The organism is Nocardia sp. NRRL S-836 (assembly GCF_001279525.1).
Lineage (GTDB): Bacteria > Actinomycetota > Actinomycetes > Mycobacteriales > Pseudonocardiaceae > Lentzea.
This window is the reverse complement of record NZ_LGDY01000001.1, coordinates 165,416-183,803: the sequence shown is the minus strand read 5'-3', so window position 1 is coordinate 183,803 and position 18,388 is coordinate 165,416. Positions and strand designations below refer to the sequence as shown.

The window sequence follows — 18,388 nt, the reverse complement described above, 5'->3', positions numbered from 1 at the left end:
CGGCGCTGACGCGATCAGCGCCGCCACAACGGTCAGACGAGGGTCGGTTCGGGGTTGCCGACCGCCTTGATCGCCCGGCGGACCGGGACGAAGATCAGCAGCACGAAGCCGGCGACGAAGAAGATGATCAGGGCGAGGATCGCGGGCCGCAGGCTGCCGGTGGCCTGGCCGACGCCCGCGAACACCAGTGGGCCGAGCCAGCTGGTGGAGCGTTCGCCGACCTCGTAGAGCGAGAAGTACTGCGCTTCGCGTCCGGGTGGGACCATCTGGCTGAACAGGCTGCGGGACAGGGCGTTCGTGCCGCCGAGCACGATGCCGATGCCGGCCGCGACGAGGTAGAACTGCATCTCGTCGCCCGCCTGGACGAAGAACGCCGCGGTGATCACGGCGATCCACACGACGAGCGAGCCGAGGATCGTCTTCTTGGCGCCCACGCGTTTGGCGACGAAACCGTGCAGCACGCCGCCGATGAAGGCGACGAACTGGACGATCAGGATGACGGTGATCAGCGTCTGCTGCTCGAACTTCAGCTCGACGCTGCCGTACTGGGCCGAGACGTTCGCGACGGTGGCGATGCCGTCAGTGTAGATCAGGTAGGTGCCCAGGAAGGCGAGGGTGAGCGGGAACGACTTGGCGTTGCGCAGGGTCGCGCCGAGCTCCTTGAAGCCGGCGGAGATCACCGAGGCGCCGTGTTCGCGGCCGTGCGGTGACCGGTGTTCGGTGAGGCGGGTCAGCGGGATGAACGTGAAGCCCGCCCACCAGATGCCGGAGATGACGAACGCGATGCGTGCGGCGTCTCCGGAGGTGATGCCGAGGGAGTCGGCGGAGAGCGTGATGCCGAGCTGGATGGCGAGTGCGACGCCGCCGCCGAGGTAGCCGAAGGCCCAGCCGCGGCTGGAGACGGCGTCGCGTTCGTCCGGCGTCGCGATCTCGGGCAGGAAGGCGTAGTAGACGACGACGCTGGCGCCGTAGCAGATGTTCGCGATGACGAAGAGGAGGATGCCGAGCTTCCAGTTGGTGCCTTCGACGGCGGCGAGGGCGACGGTGGCGGCCGAGCCGGTGAACGCGAAGGTGCCGAGCATCTTCTTCTTGTTCTGGGTGCGGTCGGCGATGGCGCCCATGATCGGCAGGACGAGCACCTGGATCACGGTCGCGGCCGAGAGCAGGTAGCCCCACAGCGATCCGGCGGGGAACTGCAGGCCCAGGAACGTGACGTCGCAGTGGTCGAACGCGTTGTCGCCGGCGCACGGGTTCGCGCCGTTGAGCGCGCTGTCGGCCTTGGCCGCGTTCTCCGCGATGCTCGTGAGGTAGAGCGAGAGGAAGACGGTGATCACGGACGTGGGGAACACGGAGTTCGCCACGTCGTACCAGACCCAGCCGCGCTGTTCCCTGCGGCGGCCGGCGGTGGTGGTGTCAGTGGGGTCGTCGCCCTTGACCTTCATGTCGGCGGACTGTACTTGTCCGCCGACCCGTGGGATGAGCGACTGTCCAACCTGTTACCAGTCGCCGCGGGAGCGCAGCACGTCGCGCAGGACGTCGGGCCGATCGGTGACCAGGCCGTCGACTCCGAGGTCGAGCAGGGCGCGCATGTCGGCCTCGTCGTTGATCGTCCACACGTGCACCTCGAGCGCCCTTTTGTGGGCTGCCGCGACGAATCGGCGGTCGACGACGGTGAGCTTTCCTTGGCTGCGGGGTACCTGGGCGACCTGGCCCCTGACGGCGAGTCCGGCGAACGGGACGCGACGGGCCGCCCACAGCGCGCCCGCGGAGCGCGGTCCCATGGAGGTCAGCAGGTCCGGTCCGGCGGCGCGCCGCAGCCGCGCGAGGCGGTTGTCCGAGAAGCTGGCCAGGCACACGCGTTGCAGTGCCTTTGCCTTGCGCAGCACGGTGAGGATCGGTTCGACCGCGTTGTCGGCCTTGACGTCGATGTTGAAGAACGTGTCCGGCAGCTCTTCGAGCACGTCCGCCAGCCGTGCGATCGGTTCGCGGCCGCCCACGCGGGCCGTGCGCACCTCGGTCCACGGCAGCTCCGAGACCCGGCCGGCGCCGTCGGTGGTGCGGTCGAGGGTGTCGTCGTGGTGCACGACGACCTCGCCGTCGCTCGTGGCGTGGACGTCGGTCTCGATGTAGCGGTAGCCCTCCTGCACGGCGCGGCGGAACGAGCTCAGCGAGTTCTCCATGCCGGTGAGGTCGTCGACGTGCCAGCCGCGGTGGGCGAAGGCTCGGGGGCGCGGACCTGCGAGGTACGGGTGGGTCACGGTGGGAGTGTGCCTCGTGGACCTGGCTCCGGGGTGGACAGTGGGTGGCGCACCACTTTCTTCTTGTTCTCTATTACTTCAGTGTTGACTAAAAATAACCACGCACGATAATCCAGCACCTGGGAAACAGGAGAACCACACAAACGCCCAGGACAAGGGCACCTCAGGGGCACGTGAGGTGCCCCGACGAAACTCGTGACCCGTTGTCCGGCCCGGACCACCCGCACGACCGGTACTGTCCGGTTACCTACGAACGTCGGGGTTTGTGGCGCGTCGCTTACGTCACGCCCAGCTCACCCGCTACCGTCGCGCGCCATGGAGCGCTCCATGGAGGCGGATGAGCCCAGGCACTGTGCGTGGTGCGGGCGGCGGTTGCCGGGGAGTGGTCGGATCGGCCGGCCGCGCAGGTACTGTGCTCAGCCGTGCCGGCAGCGGGCGTACGAGCGTCGGGCGGCGTTGCAGCGGGGTGGTCTTCCCGAGGACGCCGTGGTGCTCAGCACGGCCGAGCTGGCGGATTTGCAGGACCGCTTGTTCCAGCTGCGGTGTGCCGCGGAGGATGTGGTGACGGCGGCGCAGGACGGTGCTGAGAACGAGGAGCTGCGCAAGTTGGCGGCGGAGTTGGTGGAGTCGGCGAAGGGTTTGGAGCGGCTGCGTTAGCCGTTCGCAAATCAGCGAACCAACCGGCGTAGCGGGTTGCTTACGTCCGGTGATCGGACGATCATGACGCGCGTGACCTCCTATTGCCGCACGGTGCTGGACCGGGCGGATGTCGGCTATGCCGTGACCGATGCGCGCGGGAGCCTGTTGTGGTGCAACCGCGCGTTGGGCGCTGTGCTCGGTGTTCCGGTCGAGCAGGCGTACGGGCGGTCGTTGCCCGCGTTGTTGCCGGGGGTGCCGGAGGTGCCTTCTCCCGCGCGGGAGGTGCTGGCGCCGGGGCCGCGGTGGCTTGAGGTGCGGTGCAGTCGTCTGGGTGATGACCTGATGTACGAGGTCGTGGACGTGTCGACGTGGCGTGACCGGGAGTTGACGGTGACGCAGGAGGCGGACGCGTTGCGGCGGGCGCAGGCGCTCGGGCGGATGGGGACGTGGGAGTGGTCGATCTCGGAGGACCGGGTGACGTGGTCGGACACGTTGCTGGAGATGTTCGGGTTCGCGGCGGGGACGGCGTTCGACTTCGAGATGTACGCGCGGCTGGTGCACCCGGACGATCTGCCGATGATCGAGGAGACGCTGGACGCGGCGTTGAGGTCGGGGTCGGTGTTCTCGTACACGCATCGGATGTTGCGTCCGGATGGTGCGGAGCGGGTGTTCGAGTGTTTCGGTGAGGTCGTGGTGGACGACGCCGGGACGCCGTTGCGTGCGTTGGGGACGGCGCATGACGTGACGCAGTCGTCGCGGGTGCATGACGAGCTGGTGCGGATGGCGGAGCAGGATCCGTTGACGGGGTTGCCGAACCGGCGGGCGTTGACGCGGTCGTTGGAGAAGGAGCTGGCGAACAACGGGTCGGGTGCGTTGCTGGTGCTGGATCTGGACAACTTCAAGGATGTCAACGATCTGCGTGGTCATGCGGTCGGTGACCGGGTGATGCGGATGCTGGCGTCGGCGTTGCAGTCGCGGTTGGGTGAGAAGTTGATCGCGCGGCTGGGTGGTGACGAGTTCGCGGTGGTGTTGCCGGGGGTGTCGGCGCAGGACGCGGGTGCGGTGGCGGATGGTCTGCGGGATGCGGTGGCGGGTTTTCCGCTGGCGGGGATCGGGACGCCGGCGCGGATGACGGTGAGCACGGGTCTGGCGGAGTACGGGCCGGGGGATTCGTGGGAGTTGGTGCTGGCGAACGCGGATTTGGCGTTGTACGCGTCGAAGGCGGCGGGTCGGGACCGGGTGACGGTGTACGAGCCGAACCATTACGCGGACACGGTGAAGCGGGTGTCGGTGCTGGACCGGTTGCGGCAGGCGCTGGTGGGTGGGGGTCTGGCGTTGTACGGGATGCCGATGGTGGAGTTGGCGTCGGGTAAGACGCTGGGGCATGAGTTGTTGTTGCGGTTGGAGGACAACCAGGAGCCGTATCTGGGTCCTGCGGATTTCTTGCCGGTGGCGGAGCGGTCGAACCTGATTTTGGAGGTGGACCGGTGGGTGTTGTCGACGGCGATCGACGCGTTGGTGGCGGAGCCGAGTTCGGCGTTGCGGTTCAACGTGAACGTGTCGGGGCGGACGTTGGAGGATCCGGACTTCGCTGATTTCGTGTTGGACCGGTTGGGGCGTGCGGGGGTGGCGCCGGGCCGGTTGGGGTTGGAGATCACGGAGACGGCGGCGGTGACGAACCTGGATGCGGCGGTGTCGCTGGCGACGCGGTTGCGGCAGTTCGGGTGCCGGATCACGTTGGACGACTTCGGTTCGGGGTTCGGGTCGTTCGTGCACCTGAAGCATCTGCCGATCACGGGGATCAAGATCGATGGTGAGTTCGTGAAGGGGATCGAGACCAACGACGCGGATGCGGTGCTGGTGTCGGGGATCGTGCAGATCGCGAACGGGCTGGGGTTGTCGGCGGTGGCGGAGTGGGTGGAGCGGCCGTCTCAGGTGGAGGCGTTGCGGCGGTTGGGTGTGCGGGTGGGGCAGGGTTTTCACCTGGGGCGTCCGGTGCCGTTGCGTGATGTGGTGAACGCGGAGCGCATGCGGCCGAATGGTGCATTGTCGTCTCGGGTGGTCGGAGCAGAGGATGGTGCGCGCTCCTGATCACTGCCTTGATGGGATGCCCGTGTCGTCTTGTGGTGTGCGTCGTCTTGAGTTGAGTGTTGCCGAGCCTGAGTTGTCGGTGGATTTTTTCGCCGGTGTGCTGGGGTGGACGGTGATCGCGGATGCGGACGGGTCGTTCACGGGCTGGGTGGGTGATCGGCTGGTGGCCCGGGTGGTTGTGGGGGACCGGGGCTGGCACGTGTTCTTCGGTGGTGAGGTGCCGCGTGAGCTGGGTGCGGGGTCCTCTGTGGATTCGGGGCGGGTGTTGCACGGTCCGTGGGCGCCGCCGCCGCGTGCGGGTGAGCTGTGCTGGGTGGAGTTGATGGGGGAGCGGCCGGACGACGGGTTCTGGGTGTCGGCGTTGGGCTGGGGTGTCGAGGTGAAGTCGGCGGAGTTCGCGGTGTTCACGTCGGAGCGGCATGGTGGTCCGCGTGCGGTGGCGGGCCGGTTGGTGACGTCGCGGTCGTCGGGGTGGTCGGTGTATTTCGCTGTGGACAGTGTCGCTGAGGCGTGTGAGCGGGTGTCCGGGTTGGATGGTCGGGTGGTGCTGGGGCCGACGGTGGTGGCGACGGGGTTGATCGCGTCGGTCGTGGGTCCGCGTGGTGGTGAGTGCGTGTTGGTGGAGCGGCCGGCGGGGTGGGGTGGGGCGTGGTCGGCGGGTTAGCGGATCCAGGCGAGGGTGGTGCGGGATTCGCGTAGTCGCCAGCCGTGTGGTGTGCGTACGAGGGTGCAGTTGAGGCGTAGTCCGCTGGTGCGGTGGGGTGGTTCGCCGTCGCGGTAGAAGTGGACGAGTGAGTGTGCGGTGGTGGTGGCCTGGTCGCCGGTGATGTCGACGAGCAGGTCGGTGGTGAGGTGTTGGGTGTGTTCGCCGGGGGTTTCGGCTCGGCGCAGGTGGGCGATGACGTTGTCGAGGCCGTGGAGCTCGCCGTTGCGGGGTGAGTGGAGGGCGACGTCGGTGGTGAAGATGGTGTGTGCGTCGTCCCAGCGTTTGTCGTCGAGCAGGTGGGCGAGGCGGGCGAAGAGGTCGATGATGGCGATGCGGTCGGCGGTGTCGGTGGTCACGGGGGTCCTCGGGGTTGGTTGTGGTCGGGGTGGCCGACTGTACAGATTTTCGTTGGTCGCGCCAACGAGATAGGATCGGGTCATGGCACAGACCCCGGCCCGGCTGAGCGAGAAGCCCAGCTGGCTGCTCACCCAGCTCGCCGTGCACGCCCACCGGCTCTCGGCCGCGGGGTTCGCCGCGGCCGGTGCGCGCGGCTACCACTACCGGGTGCTGGCGGCGCTGGCGGAGTTCGGGCCGGCCAGCCAGGCCGAGCTGGGCCGCCGGTCCACGATGGACCGCAGCGATGTCGTGGCGGCGGTGAGCGAGCTGGCCGGGCGGGGGCTGGTGGACCGCACGCCCGATCCCGTCGACCGCAGGCGCAACGTCGTGAGCCTGACCGAGGCGGGCGCGCGGCAGCTGCGCGTGCTGGACGGGGCCCTGGACCGGGTGCAGGACGAGCTGCTCGCGCCGCTGGGGGCCGGGGAGCGGCAGGCGTTGACCGGCCTGCTCACCCGGCTGCTCGCCCACCACCAGACCGCGGGCTCCTCACCCGGCTAGCGCCGCCGGCGTGCCCGGTGGTCAGGCGTCGAGCTCGGGCGGGAAGCCGCCGGTGGCGATCGGGCCCCACGAGTCGATCGTGACGCGGATCAGCGCCTTGCCCTGGCGCAGCATGGCGGCGCGGTACTCGTCCCAGTCGGGGTGCTCGCCGGCGATGCAGCGGTAGTACTCGACGAAGTCCTCCAGCGCCTCGGGCAGGTCGAGGACCTCGGCGGTGCCGTCGACCTGCACGTAGGGGCCGTCCCAGTCGTCGGAGAGCACGCACAGCGTGACGGCGGGGTCGCGGCGGGCGTTGCGGACCTTGGCGCGCTGCGGGTAGGTCGCCACGACGAGGCGGCCCAGGGTGTCGACGCCGCAGGAGACGGGGGAGACCTGCACTCCGCCGGTGCTGGAGCGGCGGGTGATGAGCACGCCGTGGTGACGCGGGCGGAGGAACTCGAGCAGCTGCGGCCGGTCGACGAGGTCGGTCGTGGCGATCTTCGGCATGATGTGCAGCATGGCACGGTTCACCTCCTTCGACGGCACTCAGCTCGCTTACCGGGAAGTGGGCGCCGGCGCTCCGCTGCTGGTGCTCGCGGGTGGTCCCGGCCGGGCCTCGGAGTACCTGGAGACGCTCGGCGGCCTGGACCGGCACCGGCGTCTGGTGATCCTGGACAACCGCGGCACCGGGGCCTCCGACGAGCCGGCCGACCCGTTCACCTACCGGCGCGACATGCTCGTGCGTGACGTGGAGGTGCTGCGCCGCCACCTGGGCCTGGAGCGAGTGGACGTGCTCGGCCACTCGGCGGGCGCGGGCATCGCCATGGGCTACGCCGCGGACTTCCCCGGCCGGATCGGCAAGCTGGTGCTGCTCACCCCGGCGTTGCGCTCGGTGGGCCTGTCGCCGGAGCAGAGCGACTGGGACGCCTTCCTCGCCGCCCGCGGCGACCGGCCGTGGATCGCGGCCGCCAGAACCGCTCTGGAGCGCAACGCCGCCGGGGACGACTCGGTGGAGAACCGGGTGGCGGCCTCGCCGTTGCTGTACGCGCGGTGGGACGAGCGGGCCCGGGCGCACGCGAACGCGGAGCTGGGGCAGTGGAAGTACCCGGTGGCGCTGGGCTACAACGCCGAGGGCGCGTTCGTGCCGGGTGTGCTGCGGCGGGCGCTGACCGAGTTCAACCACCCGGTCCTGGTCTACGCGTGCGGGGAGGACCCGATCTCGCCGGTGCGGCGCTGCCGGGAGCTCGCGGAGCTGTTCAGCGACGTCACGCTCAGCGTGCACGAGGGCGTCGGGCACTACCCGTGGGTCGAGGAGCCCGACGAGGTGTCCCGGCGCATCGCGGCGTTCCTGGACGCCTGAGCGTTCCCCGCACGCCTGACGGCCGGGCTCTCGCGGGCTCGACGGCGGCCGGGGGAGCGGTGGCTCAGAACGCCGGTGCGGTGGCCACGCGGTCGCGGCCGGTGTTCTTGGCCTGGTAGAGCGCCTCGTCGGCGGCCAGCAGCAGCGGGCTGAGCTCGGTGGCGGTGTCGGGGAACACCGCCGCGCCCACCGACGCGGTCAGGCCGGTGATCACGCGGGGCACGCCACCGCGGTCGATCACGGGCACCTCCAGGCGGGAGATGCCGACCCGGATGCGCTCGGCGGTCGCGCGGACCTCGTCGGTGCCCACACCGGGCAGCAGCACCGCGAACTCCTCGCCGCCGAAACGGCCGACCAGGTCGTAGGAGCGCACGGCGTGCTTGACGGCGTCGGCGATGGCGCGCAGCACGCGGTCGCCGGCGAGGTGGCCGTAGGTGTCGTTGATGACCTTGAAGTGGTCGATGTCCAGGATGAGCACGCCGACGGTGGAGACCAGGCGGCGGGCGCGGGCCAGTTCGCGTTCGGCGACGTCGTGCCAGAACGTCGCGTCGACCAGACCGGTCTTGGAGTCCGTGCGCGCGGCGACGCGGAACTGCGGCAGCAGCAGGCCCATGTGCAGGGCGAGCACGGTCAGCAGCAGCATCGGCGTGAGCCACGGCCGGGCGGTCGCGATGATGGCCACGCCGGAGCCCAGGCCGACCGACGCGGTGACGATGAGGACGTCGGAGGCGTGGCCGAGCGCGGTCTTGAGCGGGTTGGCCGGGTTGGTCATCATGATCGCGCCCACGACCAGCGCGTAGTTGACGAACCAGTACAGGAACCCGGCGACGGTCAGGGCCACGAGCCCGCGTGGACCGTCCAGATCAGACGGATCCGACGCCGAGAACATGTGCAGCACCCATTGCGCTGCGGCACATCCAAGTATGACAGTGGCGGCGGAGAACAGTTTCCGGTAGAGCACCGCCCGGCGTTTGTACACCCGCAGCCACGCGTGCAGGTAGATGGTCACGACCAGCAGGACGACCAGTGGCATCGGGAGCACGAGCACGCCCGCGAACTGCCACACCGACTGCATCTGCGCGTGAGGGGCACCCTCCACGGAGATCTCACGGATGCGCTCGATGCCACGCGCCGCCTCCAGGTGGACCAGAGCGGCTACAGCCAGTGCCGCGAACCACGTCCAGTGGCGCGCCTCGACAGGGGTAAGCCGTGCGGTTGCGAGCGTGACGAGTGCCGCCGTCACGGCAATCGTCACGACGTAGGTCAGCACGACAGGAGGAAGGGACCATAGCTTCCACCGGCGCGGGTCGAGCCAAGGCACGCTGCCACCCCCACCGAACACCATCAGGAACCAACCACTGTAGTCACCGGGTCACGCGAAGTCGTGGCTCCATGTGGGGGACCTCACCCTGAGTAGCCCTCACGGACATTTTTCCCCTCTCATTCACCCCCTCGTACAACCCCGCATTCCCACAAGGAGACGGTCATGATGAACACCGCGCTGTCCACCGACTGGACCTTCGCCGCGTCGACGGACTGGACCTTCCGCCGGTCCACCGACTGGACGTTCACGTCGACGGACTGGACGTTCGCCTCGACCGACTGGACCTTCGCGTCCACCGACTGGACCCGGTAACGACCGGCGGTTCTCCCGCGGTGGAGGGTGCCACCGGCCGACGTGAACGGCCGGCACCCCCGTCCGCGGGGCTAGGGCCTGTGGGCAGGCGCCGCCACCGCCTGCCGCCACAGCCACCACGCCCCGCACGCCGCGACCACCCCCGCGCCCCCGGCGGCGGCGATGACCTGGTGCGACGCCCACCGCTCCGCCAGCAGCCCCGCCAGTCCCACCCCCACGCCCTGCGACACCCGCAGCGCCGTGACGGCCAGCCCGAACGCCTGCCCGCGGGAGGCGTCGGGCACCTCGCGCACGAACGTGGTGTTCGCCGGCAGCTGGTAGGCGCTGGCCACCCCGGACAACGCGATCAGCACCAGCGACCACACCAGGCCCGGCGTGGCCAGCACGGGCAGCAGCACCGCGCACGACGCGACCGCCAGCCACGGCATCACCGCGAGCTGCCGGGCGTGCGGCACCCGCGCCACGAGCGCCATGCCCGCGACCGTGCCCGCGGCGTGCGCGCCGAAGATCCACCCCACCGCCGACACCCCGGCCCCCAGCTCCGCCGCGTAGGGCGCCGCCAGCGCCTCGGCCACGACGTAGAACCCCGACACGCACGCGAGCACCACCAGCGCCCGCAGCCGCCGCTGCCGCCACACCAGCCGCGCCCCGCCCACCAGGTCCGAGGACCACGCCCGCACGTGCGGGCGCGCCGGCACCGGCCGCCGCAGCACGAACGCGCCGACCAGCACCGCGGAGACCACGAACGTCACCGAGTCCGCCACCAGCACCGGACCCGGCCCCCACCACGCCACCAGCGCCCCGCCCGCCACGAACCCCAGCACCTGCGCGGCCTGCGTGACCGTGCTCAACGCCGCCATCCCCAGCGGATACCGCTCGTCGGGCAGCACGTGCGGCAGCAACGCCGCCCGCGCCGCCCCGTGCGGCGCCCCCGCCAGCTGCACCACCACCAGCACCGCCGCCAGCACCCACAGCGACAGCCCCGGCAGCGCCATCACCAGCAGCAACGCCGCCCGCACCACGTCGGCGGCCACCATCACGTCCCGCCGCGCGAACCGGTCGGCCAGCCCCGACAGCAGCGGCCCGCCCACCAGGTCGGGCAGGAACGTCAACGCGTACGTCAGCGCCGTCAGCCCCGCGCTCGCCGTGCGGTCGTAGACGTGCACCGCCAGCGCCACCCGCGCGAACTGGTCACCGGCCACCGACACCACGTGCGCCACGAACAGGGCGCGGAACTCACCGTCACGGGCAAGATCGCCATAGCCGGGCATGCGCTACAGGATGGCCGACCCGGGCCCGCGCCGGGTGATCACCCGCGAAATCCGCGGCCCGGTTGCCCCACCTGGCACCGGCACACCGCCCGAACGCCACCACCTCCACGACAGGCACATGCACATTGCACGCCCGCACCCACCCCCACCTGCCGTCGACGCCGTCGGGCCGGGATGAGTTCCATCCCGGCCCGACGGCTCGTCACTGCCCGGTCGCGCGGGTCAGATCTGCGCCCAGAACCCGCAGTGGTGGTCGCGTTCGAAGTCGGTCGCGCCGATCGCGCCGGGAGCCAGCGACTGCACGCGGGCCCGCCACCCCGGGTCACCGGTGCGGGCGAACCGCCCCCACGCCGCCACCATGTAGTCCGAGACGCGGCGTTGCCCGGGGGTGAGCGTCACGCCGGGGAAGTCGAACAGCATCAGCAGCTCCGAGGCGTGGTAGGCCCGGTAGCCGCCGGGGAACGGCGGCAGGTCCGGGAACAGCACCGGCACCGTGGCGTCGGCGAACTCGTAGCCCGAGACCCGCTGGTGGCGCCCGAGCTGCCGGCGCGTGTCGGCCGTGGTGCACGCCCACGACTGGTCGGTCGTGATCCGCGCGAGCTCGTCGCGCACGTCGCCGTTGCCGTCGGCCGGGTAGCGGGCCAGGATCGGGTCGACGTCGCGCGGCGCGTACAACGCCTGCAGCGTCTGCCGGTAGGCCTGCGTCGGGATGGGCTGCGGGAAGGTCAGCGCGGTGAACAGCGTGGCCTCGTCGTGCGTCGAGCCGACCAGCGTCGGCACGTGGTGCGTCCGCCCGGTCCGCTGCGCCACCACCGGGTCGACCGGCAGCACCGCGGTGCCGTAGGCGGGGGTGGCGAAGGTGTTGTGCGTCGGCAGCAGCGCCGTGACCGGCAACGCCCGCAGGCACGCCACGTCCGCGCACCCGAGGGCCGCCGCGGTCTGCGCGCCGGTCTGCTCCACGGCCGCCCGCTCGCGCCACAGCGTCGCGAACACCCCCGGCTGACCGGCCGGTGTCGTCAGCCCGCACGGACCCGACTGGATGATCGCCTTGTCGAACAGGCCCGCCGCACGCGGTGAGGCCAGCTGCGCGCACACGCTCAGCCCGCCCGCGGACTCGCCGAACACGGTCACGTTGCCCGCGTCGCCGCCGAACGCGGCCGCGTTGCGCCGCACCCAGCCCAGCGCGGCCTGCTGGTCGGCCAGGCCGAACGCACCCGAGCCGGGCAGACCGGGCAGGCCGAAGAACCCGAACACCCCGAGCCGGTAGTTGATCGTCACGACCACGGCGTCATCACGCGTCGCGAGCCGCCGCGCGTCGTAGTCCGCGCCGGCACCGGCCGTGAACCCGCCACCGTGGATCCACACCATCACCGGCCGGGGCTTCGCGCGGCCGGCCGGGGTGGTGACGGTGAGGTACAGGCAGTCCTCGGTCTGCGAGCCCGGCTGGCCCAGCTGCTCCACCTGCGCGCACCGCGGGCTGGGCACCGTCGCGTCACGCACCCCCTGCCACGGCGCCGCCGGCCGCGGGTCACGCCAGCGGTTCGCGCCCACCGGTGCGGCGGCGAACGGGATGTTGCCGAACGTGCGGACGGTATCGGTCACCGTGCCCGCCACCAGGCCCTTGTCGGTGCGCACCACCCGCCCGTCCCCGGCGGCCTGCGCCGAGGCCGGTGCGACCGCCACGACCGCCGCCACCGCCGCGGCGAGCGCCGTGACCGTTCCCCAGATCCGTTTGCGTGCCGAACGTGTCATCGAACCCCCTTGTCCGCCACCGAACGTAGCGAGACCGGCACGCCGGGGGAACCGCTGAAGGCCGCGCGGTCCGCTCACCGAAAACCGGATCGGACGCCGCGGCGGCACACCACCGGTTGCCGACATACCGACCGGTCGGTACCCTCCGGGTCGTGGGTGACACGACACTTCCCGGCGGCCCGGCGGTCGACGCGCTCGTCTTCGACTGGGGCGGCGTCATGACCGTCTCCGTGCCCGAGTTCGTCGGCGGCTGGCTGCACGCCGAAGCCATCGACCGCGACGTCTACGGCCGCATCATGCGCGACTGGATGGGCCGCGAGGCACTGCCGGGCAACCCGGTGTCCCGGCTGGAGACCGGCGAGCTCACCGTCGCCGAGTTCGAACGCCTGCTGGCCGCCGAGCTCATCACCACCAGCGGCGACCCGGTCGTCGAACAGGGGCTGCTGCGCCGCATGTTCGGCGGCGCCACCCCCGACCCGGCGATGGTCGAACTCGTCCGCAAGGCCCGCGCCGCCGGCCTGCACACCGCGCTGCTGTCCAACAGCTGGGGCGAGGGCTACCCCGCCGACCTGCTCGTCGAGCTGTTCGACACCGTCGTCATCAGCGGCCGCGTCGGCCTGCGCAAACCCGACGAGCGCATCTACCGCCACACCCTGGAGCAGATCGGCGTCCCCGCCGGCCGCGCCGTGTTCTTCGACGACGCCCCCGTCAACGTCGAGGCCGCCAAGGCCGTGGGCATGCACGCCTTGCGCCACACCACCGCCGACGCCACCCGCGCCCACCTCGCCACCCTCGGAGTGACCCTGTGACCACCGAGCCCCCGACCAGCCTGCCCGGCCTCGACCTCGACGCACTCGCCCGCCACCTGAGCACCGGCCCGCTGACCGGCGAGCTGTTCCCCGGCGGCCGCTCCAACCTCACCTACCGCGTCACCGACGGCACCACCCGCTGGGTCCTGCGCCGCCCGCCGCTGGGCCACGTCCTGGCCACCGCCCACGACATGAGCCGCGAGTTCCGCGTCATCTCCGCCCTCGCCGACACCGCCGTCCCCGTGCCGCGCGCCTACCGGCTCGTCGACGACACCGCCGTCATCGGCGCGCCGTTCTACCTCATGGAGGAGATGCCCGGCGTGGCCCTGCGGGAACGGTCACAGGCGCCGTGGCTCAACTCCGAGAAGGCCACCGTGCTGTCGCGGAAACTGGTCGACGTGCTCGCCGAGCTGCACTGCGTCGACCCCGAGTCGGTCGGTCTCGGCGACTTCGGCCGCCCGGAGGGGTTCCTCGCCCGGCAGGTGAAGCGCTGGGGCAAGCAGCTCGACGCCTCCCGCAGCCGCGACCTGCCCGGCATCGACGACCTGCGCGACAAGCTCGCCGGCACCGTCCCGGACTCCCCGCGCGTGGCGATCATCCACGGCGACTACCGCCTCGACAACGCCCTGGTCACCGACTCACCGCTGCGGATCAGCGCGGTGCTGGACTGGGAGATGGCCACCCTCGGCGACCCGCTCGCCGACCTCGGCCTGCTCTACGTCTACTGGCAGGGCCTGGGCGTGGACAACGACCCCATCACCGGCAGCGTCCCGTCCATGCCCGGTTTCCTGTCCGCCGACGAGCTCGTCGCCCGCTACACCGCCCGCACCGGGACCGACACCTCCGGACTGGGCTGGTACATCGCCTTCGGCTACTTCAAGCTCGCCGTCATCGTCGAGGGCATCCACTACCGCTTCGCCGGCGGCAACACCGTCGGCGCCGGGTTCGAGAAGCTCGGCGCGTTCACCGTCCCCCTCGTGCGGCAGGGTCTCGCCGCCGCCCACAAGGAGCTCTGACATGGACTTCGCCTACGACGCCAAGACCGAACAACTGCGCACCCGGCTCCTCGCGTTCATGGACTCCCACGTCTACCCCGCCGAAGCCGTCCTCGAACAGCAGCTGCGCGAGGCCGCCGACCCGTGGCAACGCCAGCCGGTCCTCGAAGAGCTCAAGGCCGAGGCCCGCCGCCAGGGCCTGTGGAACCTCTTCCTGCCCGATCCCGAGCACGGCGGCGGCCTGACCAACCTGCAGTACGCGCCACTCGCGGAGATCACCGGCCGCAGCCCCCACCTCGCCCCCGAAGCCCTCAACTGCGCCGCCCCGGACACCGGCAACATGGAGGTGCTGGCGATGTTCGGCACCGACGAGCAGAAGAAGCAGTGGCTGCAGCCACTGCTCGACGGCGAGATCCGCTCCGCGTTCTGCATGACCGAACCCGACGTCGCCTCCTCCGACGCCACCAACATCGCCACCCGCATCGAACGCGACGGCGACGACTACGTCATCAACGGCCGCAAGTGGTGGTCCTCGGGCGCCATGAACCCCAACTGCGCCATCTTCATCGTCATGGGCAAGACCGACCCCGACGCCGAACGCCACCGCCAGCAGGCCATGATCCTCGTCCCGCGCGACACCCCCGGCGTCACCGTCGAACGCGCCATGCACGTCTTCGGCTACGGCGACCACGCCCACGGCGGCCACGCCGAGATCGTCTTCGACAACGTCCGCGTCCCCGCCGCCAACCTCATCGCCGGCGAGGGCGAGGGCTTCGCCATCGCCCAGGCCCGCCTCGGCCCCGGCCGCATCCACCACTGCATGCGCCTGATCGGCATGGCCGAACGCGCCCTCGAACTGCTGTGCCGCCGCGCCTCCAGCCGCATCGCCTTCGGCAAGCCCCTCGCCGCCCAGGGCGTCGTGCACGAGTGGATCGCCGAGTCCCGCGTCCGCATCGAACAGGCCCGCCTGCTCGTGCTCAAGACCGCCTGGCTGATGGACACCGTCGGCAACAAGGGCGCCCACACCGAGATCCAGGCCATCAAGATCGGCGTCCCCTCCATGACCGAATGGGTCATCGACAAGGCCATCCAGGCCCACGGCGGCGCCGGCGTCAGCCAGGACTTCCCGCTCGCCGAGCTGTGGGCCGCCACCCGCACCCTGCGCCTGGCCGACGGCCCCGACGAGGTCCACCGCATGTCGCTGGCCAAGCGGGAGCTCAAGAAGTACCTCTGACGCCCTGTTGTGTCGTGTGGCTCGCGCCTGTGTGGCTCGCCGACCGGCGGCGAGCCACACAGGCGCGCGGTGGTGGCCAGGTGAACAGGCAGAACGGGTGCCCGTCCGGATCGAACAGCACCCGCACGTCCGGCTGCGGCCGCACCCCGGCGAGCACCGCCCCGCACGCCGGCGCGTGCTCGGCCGCGGCCGCCAGGTCGCCCACCTCGATGTCCAGGTGCCGCGTCGCCACCGGCGCGCCGGGCTCACCGGCCGCCGGAACGCCCGTTCCAGCTCGAAGTTCACCGCCAGCCCGCCCGGCACCCGACACCACTCATCCCGGTCAGGCGCGAGCCATGTGCACAGCAGGCGCGAGCCCACGTGTCCGGCAGGGGCAGCCCGTATGGCCAGGCGAGGTCGGTCCGTGTGGGTCCGTCGACGTTGGTCCGCGGCCGGGGCCCGGTCAGTTGTTCATCGCCTCACGGGCCGCGAGAGCCGCGCGGCAGGCGTGCACGAAGTCCCAGAACACCTCGGTCGTCGTGTGCCGGCGGTTGGGCCGCGAGTTCTCGGCGAACATCGCGGTGCGCAGGGGAGTGGTCAGCTCCAGCTGCCCGCCCCGGCGGGTCCTGGTCCGGTTCGCGATGTTGGCCCGGTCGCCGCCACCCAGGACGGGGTGGTCGGCGGCGTCGACGGTGTGGAACCCCGCCCGCCGCAGCCGCGTGAGCAGCTCCCGCCGCAGCACCGCGTCCCGCCCGCCGACCAGCACCGCACGGTCGTGGTCCTCCAGACCCGCCGCCGCGGCCGTGCAGCCGTGCAACCCCAGCGCGTGGGAAGCACCGGAGACGAGCGTGCGGGCCACGCGGTCGTCGCAGTGCGAGGAGGTCACGTGCAGCTCGTCGTTCGCGACTGACCGCAGGCCCTCGAACATCCAGTAGTCGTGCGTCTGCCCGATCGGCACCCGCGTCGACGGGCTGTACCCCGCGATCGCCAGGCACAGCTCCGACGTGCCGGCCTCGATGCCACCGCCGTGCGGGGCGAGCACGACCGACGCCGTGCGCGGCCGGTGACGCTTGAAGCGCCGCCGGTAGTCCACCCGTTCCACCAGTCGGGGATCGGCGTAGAGGTCGGTGTTGGACGCGTAGACGTCTAACACCGTCGACTGGGGCTGGGGTCTCATGGCGGGCGGTAGCCTACCTGGACGCACCCGGTCGGCCGCCGCCCGCCGTGTTGATCATCACGCCCCGGAAGGGCTCACGCGTCGATCTGCTTGGGCGCCTGCTCGGTGGAGTTGATCGCGATCTTGCGGGGCTTCGCGCGCTCCGCGATCGGGATCCGCAGCGTCAGCACACCCGCGTCGAACTGGGCGTCGATGTGGTCGGTGTCCAGGGTGTCGCCGAGGAACAGCTGCCGCGAGAACACCCCCAGCGGCCGCTCCGACACCTGCATCTCGACATCCCCGCCGACCGGCCGGCGCTCGGCCTTGACCGTCAGCACGTTGCGCTCCACGTCCAGCTCGATGGCGTCCGGCGCCACACCCGGCAGGTCGAAGCACACCACGAACTGCTCGCCGTCCCGGTAGGCGTCCATCGGCATCGCCGTCGGCCGCGACCACGTGCCCTGCGCGCCGAACACCTGCTGGGTCAGCCGGTCCAGCTCACGGAACGGGTCAGTGCGCATCAACATCTGACACCTCCTGTACTCCTCGTGGACTGTCAATGCGCTGCACCACCGTTGTAGCATGTCGTCTAAACGATGACAAGTCCCCGGCGTCATCAGGAGGACGACATGACGAGCGACTACGACACCGTGCGCGCCACCGCCGCCCAGCCCGGCACCGCGAACGAGGTCCTGGCGGCACTGATGCTGCTGCGGCAACTGCGCGACGAGCTCTCCGGCTGGGAACCCCAGCTCATCGAAGCCGCCCGCGCACTGGGCACCAGCTGGGCCGACCTCGCCCCCGCACTCGGCGTGGCCAGCCGCCAGGCCGCCGAACGCCGCTACCTGCGCGTGCGCCGCACCGACGACCCCGGCACCGGCGACGAACGCGTCCAAGCCGAACGCGACCGCCGCGCCGGCGACAAAGCCGTCACCGCCTGGGCCCGCGAGAACGCCGCCGTCCTGCGCGTGCTCGCCGCCCAGGTCGGCCCGCACGACCCCGGCGTGCAGGACGCACTCGGCCACACCGACGCCGCCGCACTGCTCGGCCCCCTCGCCGACGCCGCACCGAACCTGCGCGAGGGCCACCCCGGACTCGCCGGGCAGATCAACGCCATCGGCCGGCAGACCGAACAACTGCGCCTGGACGCCCAGCAACGCCGCACGGCGTTGTGACCTGGGCGCCCGGCGCCGCCGGTGCGGTCCGGGGGATCGCCGCCCGCGACGGCGCTCGGTCCGCGCGAACACTCCGCCGCGCAACCACTCCGAGGGGCGATCACTCCGAGGGGCGATCACTCCGAGGGGCGATCACTCCGGCGGGCCGCGACCTGGGGGCGGGCTGCGACCGCCGGAGTGGCCGGTCGCCAGGGGCGGTCGCAAGGGAGCGACCTCGCACGCTGAGCACCTGCGGCTCCCCGGCCGGCGATGCCGCGCGGCGCAGTGAACGACCCGCCCGCGCACATCGGGAGGAACTGGTGCGGAGCCTCGAACCCGCGCGGGCAACCTCCAAGATCCGGCCGGGCAAGGTCCAACCAGGCCGGCGGGGAGACGTGTGAGCAGCGCCCAGTGGTGTGTCCGCTTCGGGCTGACGCGGACCCGACCCCGTGAACGACCCGCCCGTGCGCCTGCA

At 71.3% G+C, this 18,388-nt stretch carries 20 protein-coding genes; 10 read left to right on the top strand and 10 right to left on the bottom strand.

All coding sequences use genetic code 11. The annotated features are described in order from the left end of the window. Positions 1 to 32: 32 nt before the first annotated feature. A complete protein-coding gene (locus tag ADL03_RS00945) occupies positions 33 to 1,442 on the bottom strand; it encodes an MFS transporter (RefSeq protein ID WP_053731400.1) in 1,410 nt (469 codons plus the stop codon). Between the two features lie 54 nt (positions 1,443 to 1,496). Beyond that, on the bottom strand, positions 1,497 to 2,258 hold the full coding sequence (locus tag ADL03_RS00940) for a glycerophosphodiester phosphodiesterase (RefSeq protein ID WP_053731399.1): 762 nt from the start codon (positions 2,256 to 2,258) through the stop codon (positions 1,497 to 1,499). A 489-nt stretch (positions 2,259 to 2,747) separates the two neighbouring features. On the opposite strand from ADL03_RS00940, the gene ADL03_RS50620 reads away from it, so the two are divergent. The 3 genes from ADL03_RS50620 (at position 2,748) to ADL03_RS00925 (ending at position 5,652) form a co-directional block, all read left to right on the top strand. Continuing rightward, positions 2,748 to 2,915 carry a hypothetical protein gene (locus ADL03_RS50620; RefSeq protein ID WP_369808911.1) on the top strand — a complete coding sequence of 56 codons (168 nt, stop codon included), beginning with the start codon at positions 2,748 to 2,750 and terminating at the stop codon, positions 2,913 to 2,915. Between the two features lie 72 nt (positions 2,916 to 2,987). After that, complete coding sequence (locus ADL03_RS00930; RefSeq protein ID WP_197287964.1) at positions 2,988 to 4,988, top strand: bifunctional diguanylate cyclase/phosphodiesterase; 2,001 nt, start codon at positions 2,988 to 2,990, stop codon at positions 4,986 to 4,988. Then, positions 4,936 to 5,652 carry a VOC family protein gene (locus ADL03_RS00925; RefSeq protein ID WP_369808910.1) on the top strand — a complete coding sequence of 239 codons (717 nt, stop codon included), beginning with the start codon at positions 4,936 to 4,938 and terminating at the stop codon, positions 5,650 to 5,652. The genes ADL03_RS00930 and ADL03_RS00925 overlap by 53 nt, the downstream gene beginning before the upstream one ends. Here ADL03_RS00925 and ADL03_RS00920 read toward each other — a convergent pair. Next, positions 5,649 to 6,050 carry a nuclear transport factor 2 family protein gene (locus ADL03_RS00920; RefSeq protein WP_053731396.1) on the bottom strand — a complete coding sequence of 134 codons (402 nt, stop codon included), beginning with the start codon at positions 6,048 to 6,050 and terminating at the stop codon, positions 5,649 to 5,651. The two genes, ADL03_RS00925 and ADL03_RS00920, sit on opposite strands and share 4 nt — an antisense overlap. Positions 6,051 to 6,132: 82 nt before the next feature. Here ADL03_RS00920 and ADL03_RS00915 point away from each other — a divergent pair, with 82 nt between their 5' ends. Next, entirely contained in the window at positions 6,133 to 6,588 is a 456-nt protein-coding gene (locus ADL03_RS00915) for a MarR family winged helix-turn-helix transcriptional regulator (RefSeq protein ID WP_053731395.1), read from the top strand. Between the two features lie 21 nt (positions 6,589 to 6,609). Here ADL03_RS00915 and ADL03_RS00910 read toward each other — a convergent pair whose 3' ends face one another. Next, a complete protein-coding gene (locus ADL03_RS00910) occupies positions 6,610 to 7,086 on the bottom strand; it encodes a PPOX class F420-dependent oxidoreductase (protein WP_231641339.1) in 477 nt (158 codons plus the stop codon). Here ADL03_RS00910 and ADL03_RS00905 point away from each other — a divergent pair. After that, on the top strand, positions 7,085 to 7,927 hold the full coding sequence (locus ADL03_RS00905) for an alpha/beta fold hydrolase (RefSeq protein ID WP_053731394.1): 843 nt from the start codon (positions 7,085 to 7,087) through the stop codon (positions 7,925 to 7,927). The two genes, ADL03_RS00910 and ADL03_RS00905, sit on opposite strands and share 2 nt — an antisense overlap. A 64-nt stretch (positions 7,928 to 7,991) precedes the next feature. On the opposite strand, the gene ADL03_RS00900 is transcribed toward ADL03_RS00905, so the two are convergent. Next, complete coding sequence (locus ADL03_RS00900; RefSeq protein WP_197287963.1) at positions 7,992 to 9,197, bottom strand: diguanylate cyclase; 1,206 nt, start codon at positions 9,195 to 9,197, stop codon at positions 7,992 to 7,994. A 216-nt stretch (positions 9,198 to 9,413) separates the two neighbouring features. On the opposite strand from ADL03_RS00900, the gene ADL03_RS46485 reads away from it, so the two are divergent. Beyond that, positions 9,414 to 9,563: a hypothetical protein gene (locus ADL03_RS46485; protein WP_157527741.1), complete on the top strand. Its 150-nt coding sequence runs from the start codon at positions 9,414 to 9,416 to the stop codon at positions 9,561 to 9,563. Between the two features lie 71 nt (positions 9,564 to 9,634). Here the strand turns inward: ADL03_RS46485 and ADL03_RS00895 are convergent, their stop codons facing one another. Both ADL03_RS00895 and ADL03_RS00890 read right to left on the bottom strand, forming a co-directional pair. After that, positions 9,635 to 10,834, bottom strand: coding sequence for an MFS transporter (locus ADL03_RS00895; protein ID WP_053731392.1), 1,200 nt, complete (start codon positions 10,832 to 10,834; stop codon positions 9,635 to 9,637). A gap of 222 nt (positions 10,835 to 11,056) precedes the next feature. Continuing rightward, a complete protein-coding gene (locus tag ADL03_RS00890) occupies positions 11,057 to 12,586 on the bottom strand; it encodes a carboxylesterase/lipase family protein (protein ID WP_053731391.1) in 1,530 nt (509 codons plus the stop codon). 152 nt (positions 12,587 to 12,738) lie between these two features. Between ADL03_RS00890 and ADL03_RS00885 the strand changes: the two genes are divergently transcribed. From ADL03_RS00885 to ADL03_RS00875, 3 genes are read left to right on the top strand one after another with little or no spacing between them, the layout of a single operon-like run. Beyond that, positions 12,739 to 13,395: an HAD family phosphatase gene (locus tag ADL03_RS00885; protein ID WP_231641337.1), complete on the top strand. Its 657-nt coding sequence runs from the start codon at positions 12,739 to 12,741 to the stop codon at positions 13,393 to 13,395. Then, positions 13,392 to 14,411 carry a phosphotransferase family protein gene (locus ADL03_RS00880; protein ID WP_053731390.1) on the top strand — a complete coding sequence of 340 codons (1,020 nt, stop codon included), beginning with the start codon at positions 13,392 to 13,394 and terminating at the stop codon, positions 14,409 to 14,411. The genes ADL03_RS00885 and ADL03_RS00880 overlap by 4 nt, the downstream gene beginning before the upstream one ends. Position 14,412: 1 nt before the next feature. Beyond that, on the top strand, positions 14,413 to 15,624 hold the full coding sequence (locus ADL03_RS00875) for an acyl-CoA dehydrogenase family protein (RefSeq protein ID WP_053731389.1): 1,212 nt from the start codon (positions 14,413 to 14,415) through the stop codon (positions 15,622 to 15,624). Here the strand turns inward: ADL03_RS00875 and ADL03_RS48010 are convergent. From ADL03_RS48010 to ADL03_RS00865, 3 genes are all read right to left on the bottom strand, one after another. Further along, positions 15,608 to 15,856 (bottom strand): VOC family protein, encoded by a 249-nt coding sequence (locus tag ADL03_RS48010; RefSeq protein WP_231641335.1) that lies wholly within the window; start codon positions 15,854 to 15,856, stop codon positions 15,608 to 15,610. The two genes, ADL03_RS00875 and ADL03_RS48010, sit on opposite strands and share 17 nt — an antisense overlap. A gap of 210 nt (positions 15,857 to 16,066) precedes the next feature. Further along, positions 16,067 to 16,780, bottom strand: a complete 714-nt coding sequence (locus tag ADL03_RS00870) for a poly-gamma-glutamate hydrolase family protein (protein WP_053731388.1) — start codon at positions 16,778 to 16,780, stop codon at positions 16,067 to 16,069. Positions 16,781 to 16,854: 74 nt separating this feature from the next. After that, positions 16,855 to 17,286 carry an Hsp20/alpha crystallin family protein gene (locus ADL03_RS00865; protein WP_053731387.1) on the bottom strand — a complete coding sequence of 144 codons (432 nt, stop codon included), beginning with the start codon at positions 17,284 to 17,286 and terminating at the stop codon, positions 16,855 to 16,857. 102 nt (positions 17,287 to 17,388) lie between these two features. Between ADL03_RS00865 and ADL03_RS00860 the strand changes: the two genes are divergently transcribed. Then, positions 17,389 to 17,934 (top strand): hypothetical protein, encoded by a 546-nt coding sequence (locus tag ADL03_RS00860; protein ID WP_053731386.1) that lies wholly within the window; start codon positions 17,389 to 17,391, stop codon positions 17,932 to 17,934. The last annotated feature ends 454 nt before the right edge of the window (positions 17,935 to 18,388 follow it).